The sequence below is a fragment of the Streptomyces sp. NPDC013455 genome, from assembly GCF_040632975.1.
Lineage (GTDB): Bacteria > Actinomycetota > Actinomycetes > Streptomycetales > Streptomycetaceae > Streptomyces.
In genome coordinates, this window is sequence record NZ_JBEYCX010000005.1 from 283,205 (window position 1) to 297,826 (window position 14,622).

Annotated in this window: 14 protein-coding genes; 13 read left to right on the plus strand and 1 reads right to left on the minus strand. The window is 72.0% G+C overall.

Annotated elements, in window-relative coordinates; all coding sequences use genetic code 11:
* Positions 1-75: 75 nt before the first annotated feature.
* From ABZ576_RS11660 to ABZ576_RS11710, 11 genes are all read left to right on the plus strand, one after another.
* A complete protein-coding gene (locus ABZ576_RS11660; protein ID WP_360739013.1) occupies positions 76-1,044 on the plus strand; it encodes a ParB/RepB/Spo0J family partition protein in 969 nt (322 codons plus the stop codon).
* Positions 1,045-1,638: 594 nt separating this feature from the next.
* On the plus strand, positions 1,639-2,655 hold the full coding sequence (locus tag ABZ576_RS11665) for an NAD(P)/FAD-dependent oxidoreductase (RefSeq protein WP_360739015.1): 1,017 nt from the start codon (positions 1,639-1,641) through the stop codon (positions 2,653-2,655).
* Complete coding sequence (locus ABZ576_RS11670; RefSeq protein ID WP_360739017.1) at positions 2,652-2,951, plus strand: 2Fe-2S iron-sulfur cluster-binding protein; 300 nt, start codon at positions 2,652-2,654, stop codon at positions 2,949-2,951. Before ABZ576_RS11665 ends, ABZ576_RS11670 begins: the two co-directional genes overlap by 4 nt.
* 48 nt (positions 2,952-2,999) lie before the next feature.
* Complete coding sequence (locus ABZ576_RS11675) at positions 3,000-3,752, plus strand: iron-containing redox enzyme family protein (protein ID WP_360739020.1); 753 nt, start codon at positions 3,000-3,002, stop codon at positions 3,750-3,752.
* A 77-nt stretch (positions 3,753-3,829) separates the two neighbouring features.
* Positions 3,830-5,254, plus strand: a complete 1,425-nt coding sequence (locus ABZ576_RS11680) for an ATP-grasp domain-containing protein (RefSeq protein WP_360739023.1) — start codon at positions 3,830-3,832, stop codon at positions 5,252-5,254.
* Entirely contained in the window at positions 5,251-6,576 is a 1,326-nt protein-coding gene (locus tag ABZ576_RS11685; RefSeq protein ID WP_360739025.1) for a biotin carboxylase, read from the plus strand. The genes ABZ576_RS11680 and ABZ576_RS11685 overlap by 4 nt, the downstream gene beginning before the upstream one ends.
* Positions 6,573-7,835 carry an ATP-grasp domain-containing protein gene (locus ABZ576_RS11690; RefSeq protein WP_360739028.1) on the plus strand — a complete coding sequence of 421 codons (1,263 nt, stop codon included), beginning with the start codon at positions 6,573-6,575 and terminating at the stop codon, positions 7,833-7,835. Before ABZ576_RS11685 ends, ABZ576_RS11690 begins: the two co-directional genes overlap by 4 nt.
* Positions 7,832-8,737, plus strand: a complete 906-nt coding sequence (locus tag ABZ576_RS11695; RefSeq protein WP_360739031.1) for an EamA family transporter — start codon at positions 7,832-7,834, stop codon at positions 8,735-8,737. Before ABZ576_RS11690 ends, ABZ576_RS11695 begins: the two co-directional genes overlap by 4 nt.
* A complete protein-coding gene (locus ABZ576_RS11700) occupies positions 8,734-10,425 on the plus strand; it encodes a DUF885 domain-containing protein (RefSeq protein ID WP_360739032.1) in 1,692 nt (563 codons plus the stop codon). Before ABZ576_RS11695 ends, ABZ576_RS11700 begins: the two co-directional genes overlap by 4 nt.
* Before the next feature lie 186 nt (positions 10,426-10,611).
* Positions 10,612-11,949 carry an aminotransferase class V-fold PLP-dependent enzyme gene (locus ABZ576_RS11705; protein ID WP_360739034.1) on the plus strand — a complete coding sequence of 446 codons (1,338 nt, stop codon included), beginning with the start codon at positions 10,612-10,614 and terminating at the stop codon, positions 11,947-11,949.
* Between the two features lie 227 nt (positions 11,950-12,176).
* Positions 12,177-12,758 carry a nitroreductase family protein gene (locus ABZ576_RS11710; protein ID WP_360739035.1) on the plus strand — a complete coding sequence of 194 codons (582 nt, stop codon included), beginning with the start codon at positions 12,177-12,179 and terminating at the stop codon, positions 12,756-12,758.
* Positions 12,759-12,788: 30 nt separating this feature from the next.
* Here ABZ576_RS11710 and ABZ576_RS11715 read toward each other — a convergent pair whose 3' ends face one another.
* Complete coding sequence (locus ABZ576_RS11715; protein ID WP_360739036.1) at positions 12,789-13,172, minus strand: DUF393 domain-containing protein; 384 nt, start codon at positions 13,170-13,172, stop codon at positions 12,789-12,791.
* A gap of 190 nt (positions 13,173-13,362) precedes the next feature.
* Between ABZ576_RS11715 and ABZ576_RS11720 the strand changes: the two genes are divergently transcribed.
* Both ABZ576_RS11720 and ABZ576_RS11725 read left to right on the plus strand, forming a co-directional pair.
* Positions 13,363-13,875: a DUF1203 domain-containing protein gene (locus ABZ576_RS11720; protein ID WP_360739037.1), complete on the plus strand. Its 513-nt coding sequence runs from the start codon at positions 13,363-13,365 to the stop codon at positions 13,873-13,875.
* Positions 13,876-14,054: 179 nt separating this feature from the next.
* The gene (locus tag ABZ576_RS11725; RefSeq protein WP_360739038.1) at positions 14,055-14,600 is read left to right on the plus strand and encodes a GNAT family protein; all 546 of its coding nucleotides are present in this window, start codon (positions 14,055-14,057) and stop codon (positions 14,598-14,600) included.
* The last annotated feature ends 22 nt before the right edge of the window (positions 14,601-14,622 follow it).

Genomic DNA, 14,622 nt, shown 5'->3' on the forward strand with positions numbered 1-14,622 from the left:
TCCAACCTTTCCACCACCTCGCCTCGCACGCGTCTGACGGACCGGTTGGAGACAACGGTCCGGATCCCGGAGCCCGTGACGAAGAGTCGGTGTGCCGACGTCCACTGGGTGCCGATCGCCTCCCTGGTCGCCGCCGACTCGCCCCGTCTGGGCGGGACCAGCCGGGATCACGTGAAGGTTCTCGCGCAGGGTGACATCGAGCCGATCCTGGTGCACCGGGAGACCCGGCGCGTGGTCGACGGGATGCATCGCCTCCAGGCCGCCACACTGCGGGGGGAGGAGTTGATCGCGGTCCGTTACCTGGACGGGCCGGCCAGCGAGATCTTCCTCCACTCCGTGGCGGCCAACGTCCTGCACGGCCTGCCGCTGACGCTCGCGGACCGCAAGGCCGCGGCCGAGCGGATCCTCGCCTCGCACCCCCATCTGTCGGACCGCGCGATCGCGCGCATCACCAGGCTGTCGCCGAAGACCGTCGGTGCCGTCCGGCGCGCTTCGAGTGAGGAACTTCCTCACTCGAAGGTCCGGGTCGGCGCGGACGGCCGTTCCCGCCCGCTGGATGCGGCGCGGCGCCGGGAAACGGCCCGCGCGTTCCTCGCCGAGAACCCGGACGCCACGCTCCAGGACATCGCCGACAGCGCGGGGGTGTCGGTCAGCACCGCGTGCGAGATACGGCAGCGGGTACGGCGTGGCGGGCAGGACCTCGTGCCGCCGCGGCGGGGTGCCGTGCGCGAGGCCGGGGCCGGCAGGCGTACGGGCACCACCGGGCCGGCGGAGGGCACCCGGGGGACGCCCCATGCGCGCGCGCAGTCCGTCATCGAGACCCTGGCGAAGGACCCGTCACTGAGGTTCACCCAGTCGGGGCGCGCGCTGCTGCGCTGGCTGAACGAGCGCGCACCCGACCTGGAGGCGGGGCGGCGGCTGATGGCGGCGGTGCCGCCGCACTGCGCCGTCGCGGTCGCGGACCTCGCCCACTCCTACGCCCGGCAGTGGCAGCACTTCGCCAGTGCGCTCGACCGGACGGCCGGTGACGCGGGCGCGGAGTAGCGCTCACCCGGAGACCGAGCGTCCCAAGCGTCCCGGCGGACTTCGCCCCCGCCCGCGGTGCGGGCACCGCACCAGTACCCCGAACCGGACCGCGGTGACGCGACCGAGCCCCGCAGCGTGCCCGGGAGGAGGGCTCGCGGCTGCGACGCGCCCGGTCGAGGGCGCGATGACCGCCGCGGCGGCGAGGGCCCCGTCCCCCGCACGCCCGGGCCGGGCAGCACGTGCGGACCCGCGGCCGGTGCCGTGTGAGACCCGCTCGCTTCCCCTTTCCGTCTTCTTTCTTGCACTCCCATTCGCGTCCCACCCTCTTTTCCGTCCTGCGTATATGGGCGGACGGAATTCCGGGCTCCTTTTCTTGACGACGCGATCAGGTCCGTGAATGATGAAATGGCACTCGGTGATGAGCGCCCTTGACCGGACGCGGATTTCGCTGTGGTGTTTATGTATCGGCGTGAAAGACGCCGGGCGGCATCAATGGGCAATTCTCGGTCTCCCGACCGGGTGACCGGCCGCGACATTTATCGAGATAGCCGAGCTGTTCGACCGAACGCCGCACAGAGCCTGGAGTTCAGGATGAATCGAGCGGGGGATCGAGTGGAGACGACGTGGTCCGGCGCGGAGACGAGCGTGGACGTGGCCGTCGTCGGGGCCGGCCCGGCCGGCCTGTACGCCGCCTACTGCGCTGGGTTCAGGGGGCTTTCCAGTGTGATCGTCGACTGCCTGCCGGAGCCGGGCGGCCAGATAGCGGCCCTGTACCCGGAAAAGAAGATTCACGACGTCGCCGGTCATGTGGCCGTACGCGGCCGGGAACTGGTCGACAACCTGGTCGAGCAGGTCGCGCAGGTCACGCCGTTCGCTCCGCGCTACCTGCTCGGCCGGACGGTCGTCTCCCTGGCGCCCGGGGAGCCGGCGGGCTGGGTGATCGGGCTGGAGGACGGCGCGCGGGTGCGTGCCGGAGCCGTCGTCATCGCGGCCGGCCTGGGCCGCCCGGTCCCGCGCACGCTGCCCTGCCTGGAGCCGTACCTGGGGCGCGGGGTGGCCTACCACGTGCCGCGTCTGGAGGAGCACCGGGGCCGGGACGTGGTGGTCGTCGGAGGCGGTGACAGCGCGGTCGACTGGGCTCTCGCCCTCGTGCCGATCGCCCGGTCCGTCACCGTCGTCCACCGGCGTTCGGCCTTCCGCGCACACGAGCACAGTGTCCGGCAGCTGTACACCACGGGTGTCCGCGTGCTGACCGACGCGCAGGTGACGGCCTGTCACGGCGCGGACCGCCTGGAGGAGGTGCGGGTGCGCGCCGGCGAAGAGGAACGGACCCTGCCGGCCCAGGCCCTCGTCGCCGCCCTGGGGTTCATCACCCAGCTGGGGCCGATCGCCGACTGGGGACTCCGGCTGGCCAACCGCCAGATCGCGGTCGACAGGGCGATGCGGACGAACCTGCCGGGCGTGTACGCGGTCGGCGACATCTGCTGCTACGAGGGTCGCGTCCCGCTTCTGTCGGTGGGCTTCGGCGAGGCGGCGACCGCGGTGAACCACGCGGCGGTCGAGCTGCGCCCCGGCGCCCGCCTCGCACCCGAGCACTCCACCGACCGCGAGGCTGCGCTGCTGTCATGACCCTGAAGAAACTGACGATCCTTCCCGCGGGCACCGAAATCCTCCTGCCCGCCGGGAGCGCCCTGACCGAAGTCGAGTACGAGACCTCGCAGCGGCTCATCCCCTTCGGATGCCGCTCCGGCTCGTGCGGCGCGTGCGTCATCGAGGTGCTGGAGGGCCTGGAAGGCCTCGGCGAACCCGACGACGACGAACTCGACTTCCTCGAAGACCTCGGCCGGACCGGCGGCTCGCACCGCCTGGCCTGCCAGTGCCGGCTGCGGGGCGACGCGACCGTCCGCGTCGCCGACGACATCTGACAAACCGCCCGCACCCCAAGGTGTGAGCGTCCACGAGAAAGGTCAACCATGCCCAACCGTGTGACCAACGTCGGCTACGGGGAGCGCACCCCGTTCCTCAGCGCGACCGCCTCGGCCCGACTGCGCGCGGAGATCGACCAGCAGCTCGACCAGCAGGTCCTCGAGTGGTACGCGAACGTCCCCGAGGCCGCGCACCTGGAGGGCGAGAACGTCGACTCCGAGTACTACAAGCGGAACCTGATCGAGACCGCCTGGCGGATCCGGCTGCTGCGCGTGGCCGAGGCCAAGGCACTGGCGGAGATCGCCAAGCGCAGCCCCGAGGCCGCGCAGGTGTGGGCCAACTACGAACAGGAGGAAATGCTCCACGACGAACTGTTCATCGCCGACCTGGAGAAGGTGGGCGTGACCCGCGAACAGTTCCTGGCCACCGAGCCCTACCTCTCGACCAAGCTGCTGACCGGCTACTTCTCCTACCTGCTGGACCACGAGGGCCCCCTCGGCGTGGTGGCGTACTCCTACCTCGTCGAGTACGTCAACGTGAAGCTGGAGCCCAAGAAGCTCAAGGCGCTGAAGGAGTCGGTCGGCGAGGGCAACATCGGCGGCCAGATCAACCACTCCCACACCGACATCAACGACGACCACCCCGGCGAGGTGTGGGCGGCCGTCCGCCACCTCCTGCGCAGCGAGGACGACATCGCCGCCTTCAAGCGGTACCTGCGCGAGCACCAGAGGATCCTGGCGCAGTACTTCGAGGAGCTCTACCAGGACACCCTCGCCAAGGCCGACAAGCAGCCGGCCTAAACCCCCTGTCCCCGGCGGGGGCGCAGCGCGGCTCTGCGCCGCGCCCCCGCCTGCCCGGTGAGGAGGCCGGATTGAGCATGGAAAACGCCAGGGGAGTGCTGCTGCTCAGCCATGTCGGGTTCTCGTTCATGGAGGACCTGGTCGGCGCGGTCACGGCGCGCGGGCTGGAGACCTATGTGCTCAGCTCGCTGCCGGAGCCGGCGCACCAGGGATCAAGGCCCGCCGAGCTGGCCGGCCTCGCCGACGACGTCCGGACGACCGCCGGCCACGTGCTGACGGCGGACGACGTCGAGGACTACCTCGACCGTCTTCAGGCCGCGGGCGCGGAGGTGCAGTGCTGCCTCACCGTCTGGGAGGGCTACCGGCACCTGATGGCGCTGGCCAACGCCCGGCTGGGAGTACCGGACCTGGAGGACAAACAGGTCCTCGAACTGCGCGACAAGCTGACACTGCGCAACCGCCTCGCCGACGCCGGCCTCAGCCGGGGCCGGGCGGTGGCGCTCACCCCGCGGACACTGGCCGAACGCCGCGGCGCACCCGGCCGCTACTTCGTGAAGCCGGTCAGCGGCATCGCCTCGTTCGGCACGTTCCCGCTCACTCCCGAGGTGACCTGGGCCGACCTGGAACGGATCGCAGCCGAGGCCCGCCGCGACACGGTCTACGCCGACGCCTTCACCACCGCCCCGGACCCCGCCGGCCCCGCGCACCCCGAGGCCCGCCCGGCCCCGGACACCGGCGCCGGCCGGGAGGAGCGCGCCCACGACGGCGGGGGCATGGGCGTCGACTTCCTCATCGAGGACTACGTACCCGGCCGGGAGTTCAGCTTCGAGGTGATCGCCGTCGACGGCGAGCCGCACGTGGTGGCCGTGCACGAGAAGTGTGAGGTGACGGAAGCGGCGGACACCGTGCTGGAGAACGCCTGCGTCAGTCCGCCCACGAGCCTCGCGCAGGAGGAGATCGCCGCCGGGCTGCGCTGGGTGGCCGACGTCGTGGACCTCCTGCGTCTCGGCTGGGGCTGCTTCCACATCGAGGCGCGGCACACCCCCTCCGGCTGGGACCTCATCGAGGTCAACCCCCGCGTCGGCGGCAGCCTGATCTCGCCCAGCGTGGCGGCGCTGACCGGCGGGCCCGGCCTGCTCGACCTCTGGCTCGACTGCCTGCTCGCCGCCCGCCGCCCGGCGGCGTTCCGCGAGCGGCTCAAGGGCCTGTCGTTCGCGGCGGACGGCACCACCCCGAGCCGCCACGCGACGTTCTTCCGGGTCTTCTTCGCCGCCCCCGGCACGATCGGCGCGGTGGTGCTGAACGACGACCTCCCCCTCCGGCCGGCCCTCTCCCACGTCCTGCTCGAACCCGGCGACGTCGTGGAGTCCACCGCTCGCGAGGTGTTCCTCGGCCAGGTGCTGTGGCGCATGGACCGAGCCGGCCGCGACGCGGTCCTGCCCGAGTTGCTGCCCGCCTCCCGGCGGGCCATCGAGATCGTGTACGAGACGGAGCGCGGATGACCAGGCCGATCCTCCTCATCGTCGACTACAACCTGAGCCGGATCGACGAGGTCCGCCACCTGGGCGACCACGCCCGCCGACGCCACTCGGCGACGGTGGTCCTCATCCGCGCGAATCCCACCGAGACCGACCACGCCATCGCCGACGAGGTGATCGACCTCGATCCGCTGCGTGACGACTTCGCGCAGATGGGCGAGAAGCTGCTGGGCGACCGGCGCGAGCGCATCAGGGCGGGCATCGTCTTCTCCGACAACGCCGTGCGCAGCGGGGCGGAGCTGCTGGAGCGTCTGGGCGTACCCTCCGACTCGCCGCACCTGGCCGAGGGCGCGTTCTCCAAGTACCGCTACCGGCTCCAGGAAGGCCGGGTGGACGACCTGCTGGCGGCGCAGCGCATCATGGTGCCCGCCTTCGCCGAGATCGCCTCGCTCGACCAGCTCGGCGACTTCGCGTACAACCACCCCGACGGTTTCGTCATCAAGCCCGCGGCCGAGGGCAACAACCGGGGCGTCGTCGTGGTCCGCCCCGGCGACGACCTGACGGCGGCGTTCGCCGAGGTCCTGCCCTACCTGGAGGGCGGGGTCATCTGCGAGGAGCTGATCCCCTACCGGCGTGAGTACTCCTTCGACGGGCTGGGCCCGCTGGAGTTCGTCACCGAGAAGATCAGCGCGAGCGGCCGGTACCCCGTCGAGATCGCGCAGGTGCTGCCCGCCCAGGTGCACGACCACGAACGTGCGACGCTCATGCGCGCGGGACGGCTGGCGAACTGGCTCGTCGGCCAGTTGGACGGGCCGTTCCACAACGAGATCAAGCTGAGCGACGACGGACTGCGTGCCGCGATCGTGGAGCCCAACCGGCGGCCGGCCGGGATGAAGATCTGGTCGCTGGCCCGCTGGGTCTACGGCGTCGACCTGCACCACCGGTGGGTCGACGCGGCCTTCGGCACGGCGGTCGGCGCGCAGCGACTGGTCCCCGGATGCTCGGCGGCGACGGTCATGCTCGGCGTCGGCAGCGACCGCTCGTTCCGCCCGGACGACGTCGCACCGGGCGCCGACCCGTTCGCCGACGCCGTGCGGGCCACCGCCGAACGGTTCGGCCTGACCGGCGCGGAGCTGACGGTCGCGGAGTTCTCCTGGCTGTCGCCCGAGCGCCGCGACCTGCACGCGGTCGCCCGCGACAACGCGGACTTCGCGGCGCAGGGCTGCGTCGTCCTGCGCAGCGACCGCGTCGACATCCGGACCGTCGTCCACGCGCTGCGCGAGGCCTGGTCGCACGCCCTGGACCGCGCCCTCGCCCTGCCCGCTCCCGTCAGGAAGGCCCGATGAAGATCCTCATCCTGCACCGCGTGCCCTACTTCAAGATCGAATACCATCGGGGGATCGACCACGACCGGCACGAGGTCACCTATTTCGGAACCGACCGGGCGCTGGCCACCCTGCCGCCCGACCTGCGCTGTGAACGCGTGAGCCGCCCGGGCACGCGCCCGGCCTTCGAGGAGGCCCGCACCTGGCTGGCGCAGCGGCCCCGCACCTTCGACCGCGTCATCTCGATGTCGGAGTACGAACTGCTCGACGCCGCCCGGCTGCGCGAACACCTGGGCGTCGCGGGCGCACCCGTGGACCAGGTCGCGCTCGCCCGCGACAAGGTCCTGATGAAGCAGGCGGTCCACGAGGCCGGCCTGAGGGTGCCCCGCTTCCTGCCCGTACCGCGCTTCCTCCAGCTGGACGGCCGTGTGCCCTGGCACGGACACACCGTCCTCAAGCCGCACCGCGGCGCCTCCAGCGAGGACGTGCTCGTCTTCGACACCCCGAGCCAGGCCGCCGCGGCGATCACCGAGGGCCGTACCGGCATCGCCGGCCTCGACGCCGGCACCCATCTGGAGGAGTTCGAGGTCGAGGAGTTCGTGTCCGGACCCGTCCGGCACTACGACGGCCTGGTGCAGGGCGGCGAGGTCCTGGTCCTCACCGCGAGCCAGTACGTGGGCACCTGCCTGACGTACGCGCAGGGCCTGCCGATGGGATCGTTCCAGATCCCCGTGACCGAGCGGACGCGCAGCTGGGTCTCGCGCGCCCTGGCCGCCGTGCGTATCGAGGACGGCAGCTTCCACCTGGAGGCGATCGTCCACGAAGGCGAACCGGTCTTCCTCGAGGTCGGCAACCGCGTCGGGGGAGCCGACGTGGTGGCGACCGTCGAACTGGCCACCGGCGTCCACCTGCCCTCGTACGAACTGCGCGTCCTGCTCGGCGAGCCCGTCGCCGGGACACTGCCCCAGCCGCCCGCCGGCCGCCGCCGGTACGGCTGGTTCGTCCACCCCGGCCACCACCTGGCCGGCCGGACGTTCCACGGCCTGCGGGGAGCCGCCGAGTTCCGGACCAGTCCGCGCGTGATCGCCTGGCACGAACTGCCCCCCGGCGCACCGCTGCCCGACCACATCACCTACCAGGCCGGGGAGACGGTCCTCGCCGGGATCGTCTCCGGCGACACCCCCGAGGAGACCCGGGACTGGATGGTCGGCCTGTTCGACTCCCTCTCGGTGCGCACCCGCCCGGCCGCCCCCCTCACCTCGGAACAGGTCCCGGCATGAAGAAACAGCACATCCTGCTCGCAGTGGCCGTCACCGCGATCTGGGGCCTGAACTTCTCGATCATCAAGATCGGGCTGAAGAGCGTCGACCCGTTCATCCTGGCCGGCATCAGGTTCGCGCTCTGCGCGCTGCCCGCGGTGTTCTTCCTGAAGCGGCCGCAGGTGCCCTGGAAGTACACCGTCGGCTACGGCCTGGTGTTCGGCGTCGGGCTGTGGGGCATGGTGAACCTGGGCATCGAGGCCGGGCTGTCGTCGGGCATCGCCTCGCTGCTGCTCCAGTTCAGCGCCTTCCTGACGATCCTGCTCGGAGCCGTGGTGTTCCGCGAGTCGCTGTCGCGGTTCCAGTACCTGGGGATCGCGGTCGCGCTGACCGGCCTGTTCTCCATCACGTTCGTCACCGACGGCACGGTGACCGTCGCCGGCGTCGCCCTGGTGCTGTTCGGCGCGGTCGCGTGGAGCGTGGCAAACGTGATCATGAAGAAGGCCGCGCCCAAGGAGACGCTGGCGTTCATGGTGTGGTCCAGCCTGTTCTCGCCCATCCCGCTGTTCCTGCTGGACCTGGCCGTGAACGGCACCACGGGCTACGCGGAGCTGCAGGACCAGATCGGCTGGACGGCCGTCCTGTCCATCCTCTTCCAGGCCTACCCCAACACCGTGCTGGGCTACGCCGTGTGGAACTGGCTGCTGCGCGAGTACCCGGTGTCGACCGTCGCGCCGCTGTCCCTGCTCGTCCCGGTCTTCGGCGTGCTGGGCTCGGTGCTGATCTTCGACGAGCCGCTGCCGCCGCTCAAGCTGGTGGCGGGAGCCCTGATCGTCACCGGCCTGGTCATCGGGCTGTACGGCAGGCGGCTGACCGAGGCCCCGGCCGCAGCCCGGCTGCTGTCTGCGAGTCGTACCCGATGACCGCCCTCGACGACCTCGCGGACCGGTACGTCGACGAGCTCGCGGAGCTGGATCCCTGTCTGGCCGCGGTGATGGGCATCGCCGGGCAGGAGGAGCGGCTCACCGATTTCAGCCCGCAGGCGGCGCAGGCACGGACGGAGCTGGCGCGGCGCACACTGAAGGCGGTCGACGACACACCGGTCGAGGGACCGGCCGAGCGGATCGCGGCCACGGTGCTGCGTGAGCGGCTCGCCACCGAGCTGGCGCTGGCCGACGCCGACGCCTACGGCACGCTGCTGGACACCCTCGACGGGCCCGTCCAGCGGGTGCGGCACGCGGTGGGCCTGCTGGACCAGGGCGCCCACACCGTGTGGGAGACGATGCTGGCCCGGCTGCGGGCCGTTCCCGCGACGCTGGCGGGGCTGCGCGAGAGCCTGGCCGCCGCGCGGCGCGGCGGCCGCGTCGCGCCCTACCGCCAGGTGGTCCGCAACGCCCGGGAGTGCCGGGACATGCGGCAGTACCTGGCGGGGCTGCCCGCAGGGCTGGGCGAGGGCGCGCTGCGGGACGCCGTGGAGGAGGCCGTGGCGGCGGCGAACGCGGCGCTGACCGACTTCGCGGCGTACCTGTCGCGGGAACTCGCGCCGCACGCACCCACGGTGGACGCGCTGGGAAGGGACCGCTACCAGCTGGGCGTGCGGGAGTTCTGCGGCACCCGGCTGGACCTGGCGGAGACATACGCCTGGGGCTGGGACGAACTGGCCCGGGTGCAGCGGGAGATGGCCGAGGCCGCGGCCCGGATCGCACCCGGCGAACCGGTGCCGGCGGTGCTGGCCGGGCTCGACGGCGACCCGCGCCACCAGGTGACGGGCGCCGAGGCGTTCCACCACTTCCTCCAGGAACTCGCCGACGGCGCCATCGCCGACCTCGACGGCCGGCATTTCGCGATCCCCGGGCCGCTGCGGCGGATCGACTGCCGCATCGCCGCCACCGACGGACCCGCCTGCTATCTGGCGCCCAGCGAGGACCTGTCGCGTCCCGGGACGCTGTGGTGGCCGCTGACCGACACCGGCGCGCCGATCCCGACGTGGACGGTGCCGAGCACGATGTTCCACGAAGGCGTTCCGGGCCACCACCTCCAGCTGGGCGTGACCACCCTCGGCACCGAGACCCTCAACCGCTTCCAGCGGCTGTCCTGCGAGCTGCACCCGGGGCACTGCGAAGGGTGGGGCCTGTACGCCGAGCGGCTGATGGACGAACTGGGGTACTTCGCCGACCCCGCGCACCGGCTGGGGCTGCTGGCCGCGCAGCAGTTGCGCGCCGCACGCATCGTCCTCGACATCGGGCTGCACCTGCGGCTGCCGATCCCGGCCGGCACCGCCTTCCACGAGCGGGAGCGGTGGACGCCCCGCCTGGGCCGCGAGTTCCTCACCGAACACCTGGGGCTGGGCCCGCCGGCCTTCGTCACCTTCGAGATCGACCGGTACCTGGGTCGCCCCGGGCAGGCCCTGGCCTACAAGCTGGGGGAGAAGGTGTGGCTGGAGGCCCGGGAAACCGCCCGCCTGCGCCACGGCGCCGCGTTCGACCTCAAGCAGTTCCACCGGCACGCCCTGGAGATGGGCCCGATGGGCCTGGACCTGCTGCGCACCGAACTGGCCCACTGGGCCCCGGCGCCCGCCCCGGAGCACGCGGCGATTTCCGCTGGCGACTGACGCATAATCGTCGGCAATTCAGCACCCCGGCCCTACCGCGGAAATGTTTCGGATAACCGCCTTGACGGTCCGGAAGAAGCGTTGTTAATTTCGGCGGCGCGCCTCTGGAAATGCTTTCGATGCACCGCCGCTGTCTTGGTCCGGCGATACCCAAACCACCCTGTGAAATACAACGGAGGAGTGCACGTGTCTCTTTCGCGTCGTAAAGTCCTGGCCGGCTCCGGTGTCGCGGCTTCCGCGCTGGCCCTGGGATCCGCGGCCAACGGGAGCGCCGCGGCCGCGCCCCAGGCCGCATCCCAGCCCTTCGTGCCGGGCGACTGGAAGTCCGTCCGCGCGCAGTTCCGGCTCCGGCCCGACCTCGCACACCTGTCGAATTTCTTCTTCGCCTCGAACCCGACGCCCGTCCGCGAAGCGATCGAGAAATACCGGAAGGCGTTCGACGAGAACCCCTACAGCTTCCTCGAGGACAACATGTTCGCCCGCGACGAGGACATGCTGTGGCGCCGGGTGTGCGCCGCCGCGGCCGAATACGTCGGCGGACAGCCGGACGAGATCGCCCTTACCAGCAGCACCACCATGGGCCTCGCCCTCATCTACAACGGCCTGCGCCTGAAGCCCGGTCAGGAGATCCTGACCACCACGCACGAGTTCTACCCGCACCACGAGTCCATGCGGCTGGCGGCCGACAAGTGGGGCGCGAGCGTCCGCAAGATCCCGCTCTACGAGTCGTCGCTCAACTTCTCCGTGGACCGGGCCATAGCCCGGATCCGCGCCGCGGTCCGCCCCAACACCCGGGTCCTCGGCGTCACCTGGGTGCACTCCGGCACCGGCGTGCGGCTGCCCATCGCCAAGATCGCGGCCGCCGTCGCCGACCTGAACCGCCACCGCGACGAAGACGACCGCATCCTGCTGGTGGTGGACGGGGTCCACGGCTTCGGCGTCGTGGACGAGGACGTCGCGAAGATGGGCTGCGACTTCTTCTCCGCCGGTACGCACAAGTGGATCCTCGGGCCGCACGGCACCGGCATCGTCTGGGGGAAGCCGGAGAGCTGGGCGCTCCTCCAGCCCACCATCCCCAGCCTGATGGCCAGCGAGACGACCGACGCCTGGCGGCAGGGCCGCCCGCCGGCCGGCCCGACCCGGGCCGCGTGGGTCAGCCCGGGAGGCTTCTTCGCCTACGAACACCAGTGGGCCACCGTCGAGGCCTTCCGCTTCCACCGGCAGATCGGGCGCACCCGGGTCCAGAACCGGATCGCCGAGCTGAACAGCCAGATCAAGGAGGGTCTGGCGCGCATGAAGCACGTCACGCTGCACACGCCGCTCGACCCCGAACTGTCCGCGGGCATCGTCTGCTTCGACGTGGAGGGCTACAAGCCGCAGGACGTGGTGCAGATCCTCCGCGACAACCGGGTCATCGCCAGCAGCACCCCGTACGCCGTCTCGCACGTGCGCCTGTCGGCCGGCATCGTCAACTTCCCCAAGGACATCGACAGGGCGCTGAAGGTCATCCGCTCCCTGGCCTGACCACCGCGATCCACCGCCGGGGCCTTTCGGCCGAGGCGGGGCGCGCCCCCCGGCCCGGGTGGGTCGAACACCCCCCGGGCGGGCGGGGCGAACACCAGCCACCGCCTCTCCCGCCCCCCCGGCCGACCTCCCGGCACACCCCGGCCGGGAAGCCGGGGCACGCGAGGGACCCGCCCGTCCCTCCCGGCGGCCCCTGAACCATCCCGGCAGGAAGAGGAGGAACAACCATGGATGTCATGACGGCGGTGCTGACCCGCCGCGGCGACCACCGTCTTCTCGAACCCGCCCCAAGTGACGAGGAGTTCGCGTACCTGCTGCGCGCGGCCGCCACCGCGCCCGACCACGACGGGCTGCGGCCCTGGCGATGGATCCTGGTGCGCGACGAAGGCCGCGCGGCCCTGGGACGCTGCTTCGCCGAGGAGCGCCCGGAGCCCGGGCCGCGCAGGGCATGCGGGAAAGCCGCGCCCTGGAGAGCACCACTCCTCGCCGCGCTGGTGTTCTCCCCCCTCCCGGACGACACCGGTGGCGCCGGCTCCCTCCCCGAATGGGAGCAGCTCGCCGCCACCAGCGCCATGGCCGGCACGCTGACACTGCTGCTGCACGCCCGCGGCTTCGGCAGCGTCTGGCGCAGCGGCGGCTTCACCGAGTCCGAACGGATCGGCCGCCTGCTGGGTCTGGGCCACGGGGAACGCCTGCTGGGCTGCCTGTACATCGGCACCCCGCAGCGCTCCGGCCCGTCGAGACGGCGCAAGCCCGCGGACGTCACCGACCGGATCTCCGTCTTCGCACCCGAACCGACGGCCTCGTAACCCCGCGCGAGCCCTCACCAGGCCAGACCCCTACGGGCCCCTGTCGCCGGGGAGGGCACAGGAAGGCGTGCTGCCGGGTAGCCGGTGACGGTTGCGCGCGATGGCGCGGTAGACGCCGTGCGCGACCCACCGTACCGGCGGCACCTGGAGGACCGCTCCCGCGACGGCCCAGCCACCGCCCGCGCTCGCCAGCAGTTTGGCGACCGCTCGGGCGCCGCCGTGCACCCTCCCGTCGGGGGTGATCCACAGCGCCTCGTACGCGGCCCGCTCCGGAGTGACCCCGAGGGCCTCCAGGTCGGCCCACTGGCGGGCCGTGATGTCGCAGCGCGGTCTGATCCACCTCCGTACGACGGCCACCGAGGCCGTGCAGAAGCCGCAGTCACCGTCGTAGACGAGGACGGGTCGTGTGCGCATGACTCCATCATCGGACGTCCGCGTCGCACCGCACGAGAGCCGCACCGGGCGGGCGGGGCCCGCGAAGGAACCGACTCCCGAGCCGGTCCGGCCGCCGACTCGGCCCACCGCCGCCGGTGCCGGCCCGACCGCCGAGCTCGACGTCGCTTTCCCGCCGGTGACGACGGCTGCCGCCGCGCAGCCTGGACGCATGACGACAGTGACCCCTCGGCCGTTGGCCATCGCCCCCGACGTGCTCACGGAACTCCGCGAACGTGACGACGCCGGTGCGGTTCCCCGCCCGTACGTCCACGACACGGACGGCGCGCCCCTGCGCTGCTGCCTGCGCCGCAGCCGTGCCGGCGAGCGGATCGCCCTGGTGTCGTACGCGCCGCTGCGGCGGTGGGCCGCGCGGACGGGTGCTGCGCCGGGGGCCTACGACGAGGTGGGACCGGTCTTCATCCACGCCGTCCGGTGCGCGGGGCCGGATCCCTTGGCCGGCTATCCCTTCGCCGAGACCGGGGCGGCACGCGTCGTCCGCCGCTACACCGCCCGGGGAAGCATCGCGGGCGGTGCGCTGGTGCGACTGCCACGGGACCCGAACGAAGCGCAGGCCGCCGTGGCCACCGCGCTGGAGGAGGCTTTCGCCGACCCGGAAGTCGCCCTCGTGCACGTCCGAGCGGTGGAGTTCGGCTGTTTCCACTACGAGGTACGCCGACACTGAGATCGCCGGACGCCGGACGCCGGACGCCGGACGCCGGACGCCGGACGCCGGACGCCGGACGTACGGCGACATCGACACGGCCTTCGGCCGGGTCCACCTCGTTCCGGGGGAGCGGCGGGTGCGCGGAGACGCCCGGAATCCGGGTGCACGGTGCTCCGGAACCCCGGCAGGATGGGCGGATGGAACAACCCCTCCACGTGCCCGAACTCGCCGCTGCCGGTGGCTTCACGCTTCGCTCGTGGCGCCTTTCGGATCTCCCGCTGGTCCGTGAGGCGTCCGAAGACGAGTACATCCCGTTGATCACGACGGTGCCGTCGCCCTATTCCGAGCCGGCGGGCGTCGCGTTCATCGAACGGCAGTGGAGCCGGGCGACCACAAGGGCCGGGTACACGTTCGTCGTCGAGTGCGAGGATCGCCCCGTCGGACAGGTGGGGCTGTGGCTGCGGGACCTGGAACAGGGCCGGGCGTCGCTGGGCTACTGGGTCGTGAAGTCGGCGCGTGGCCAGGGTGCCGCCGCGGCCGCCGTCGACGCGGTGACCCGCTGGGCCTTGCGTGAGCTGCGGATCCCCCGGCTCGAACTGTGGGTGGAGCCGTGGAACACGGCCTCCGTGCGCACGGCCGAGCGCGCCGGGTTCCGGCGTGAGGGACTGCTGCGGAGCTGGCAGCAGGTGGGGGACGAACGCCGGGACATGTTCATGTACTCGCTCGTGCGTGACCAGGTGTGATGCCGGCCCCTGCCGCCTGGCC

Excerpts from the sequence above, each read along its gene's own strand:
- ABZ576_RS11670 (WP_360739017.1), top strand. The coding sequence starts at position 2,652 with ATGACCCTGAAGAAACTGACGATCCTTCCCGCGGGCACCGAAATCCTC.
- ABZ576_RS11675 (WP_360739020.1), top strand. The coding sequence starts at position 3,000 with ATGCCCAACCGTGTGACCAACGTCGGCTACGGGGAGCGCACCCCGTTC.
- ABZ576_RS11680 (WP_360739023.1), top strand. The coding sequence starts at position 3,830 with ATGGAAAACGCCAGGGGAGTGCTGCTGCTCAGCCATGTCGGGTTCTCG.
- ABZ576_RS11685 (WP_360739025.1), top strand. The coding sequence starts at position 5,251 with ATGACCAGGCCGATCCTCCTCATCGTCGACTACAACCTGAGCCGGATC.
- ABZ576_RS11690 (WP_360739028.1), top strand. The coding sequence starts at position 6,573 with ATGAAGATCCTCATCCTGCACCGCGTGCCCTACTTCAAGATCGAATAC.
- ABZ576_RS11695 (WP_360739031.1), top strand. The coding sequence starts at position 7,832 with ATGAAGAAACAGCACATCCTGCTCGCAGTGGCCGTCACCGCGATCTGG.
- ABZ576_RS11700 (WP_360739032.1), top strand. The coding sequence starts at position 8,734 with ATGACCGCCCTCGACGACCTCGCGGACCGGTACGTCGACGAGCTCGCG.
- ABZ576_RS11710 (WP_360739035.1), top strand. The coding sequence starts at position 12,177 with ATGGATGTCATGACGGCGGTGCTGACCCGCCGCGGCGACCACCGTCTT.
- ABZ576_RS11715 (WP_360739036.1), bottom strand. The coding sequence starts at position 13,172 with ATGCGCACACGACCCGTCCTCGTCTACGACGGTGACTGCGGCTTCTGC.
- ABZ576_RS11720 (WP_360739037.1), top strand. The coding sequence starts at position 13,363 with ATGACGACAGTGACCCCTCGGCCGTTGGCCATCGCCCCCGACGTGCTC.
- ABZ576_RS11725 (WP_360739038.1), top strand. The coding sequence starts at position 14,055 with ATGGAACAACCCCTCCACGTGCCCGAACTCGCCGCTGCCGGTGGCTTC.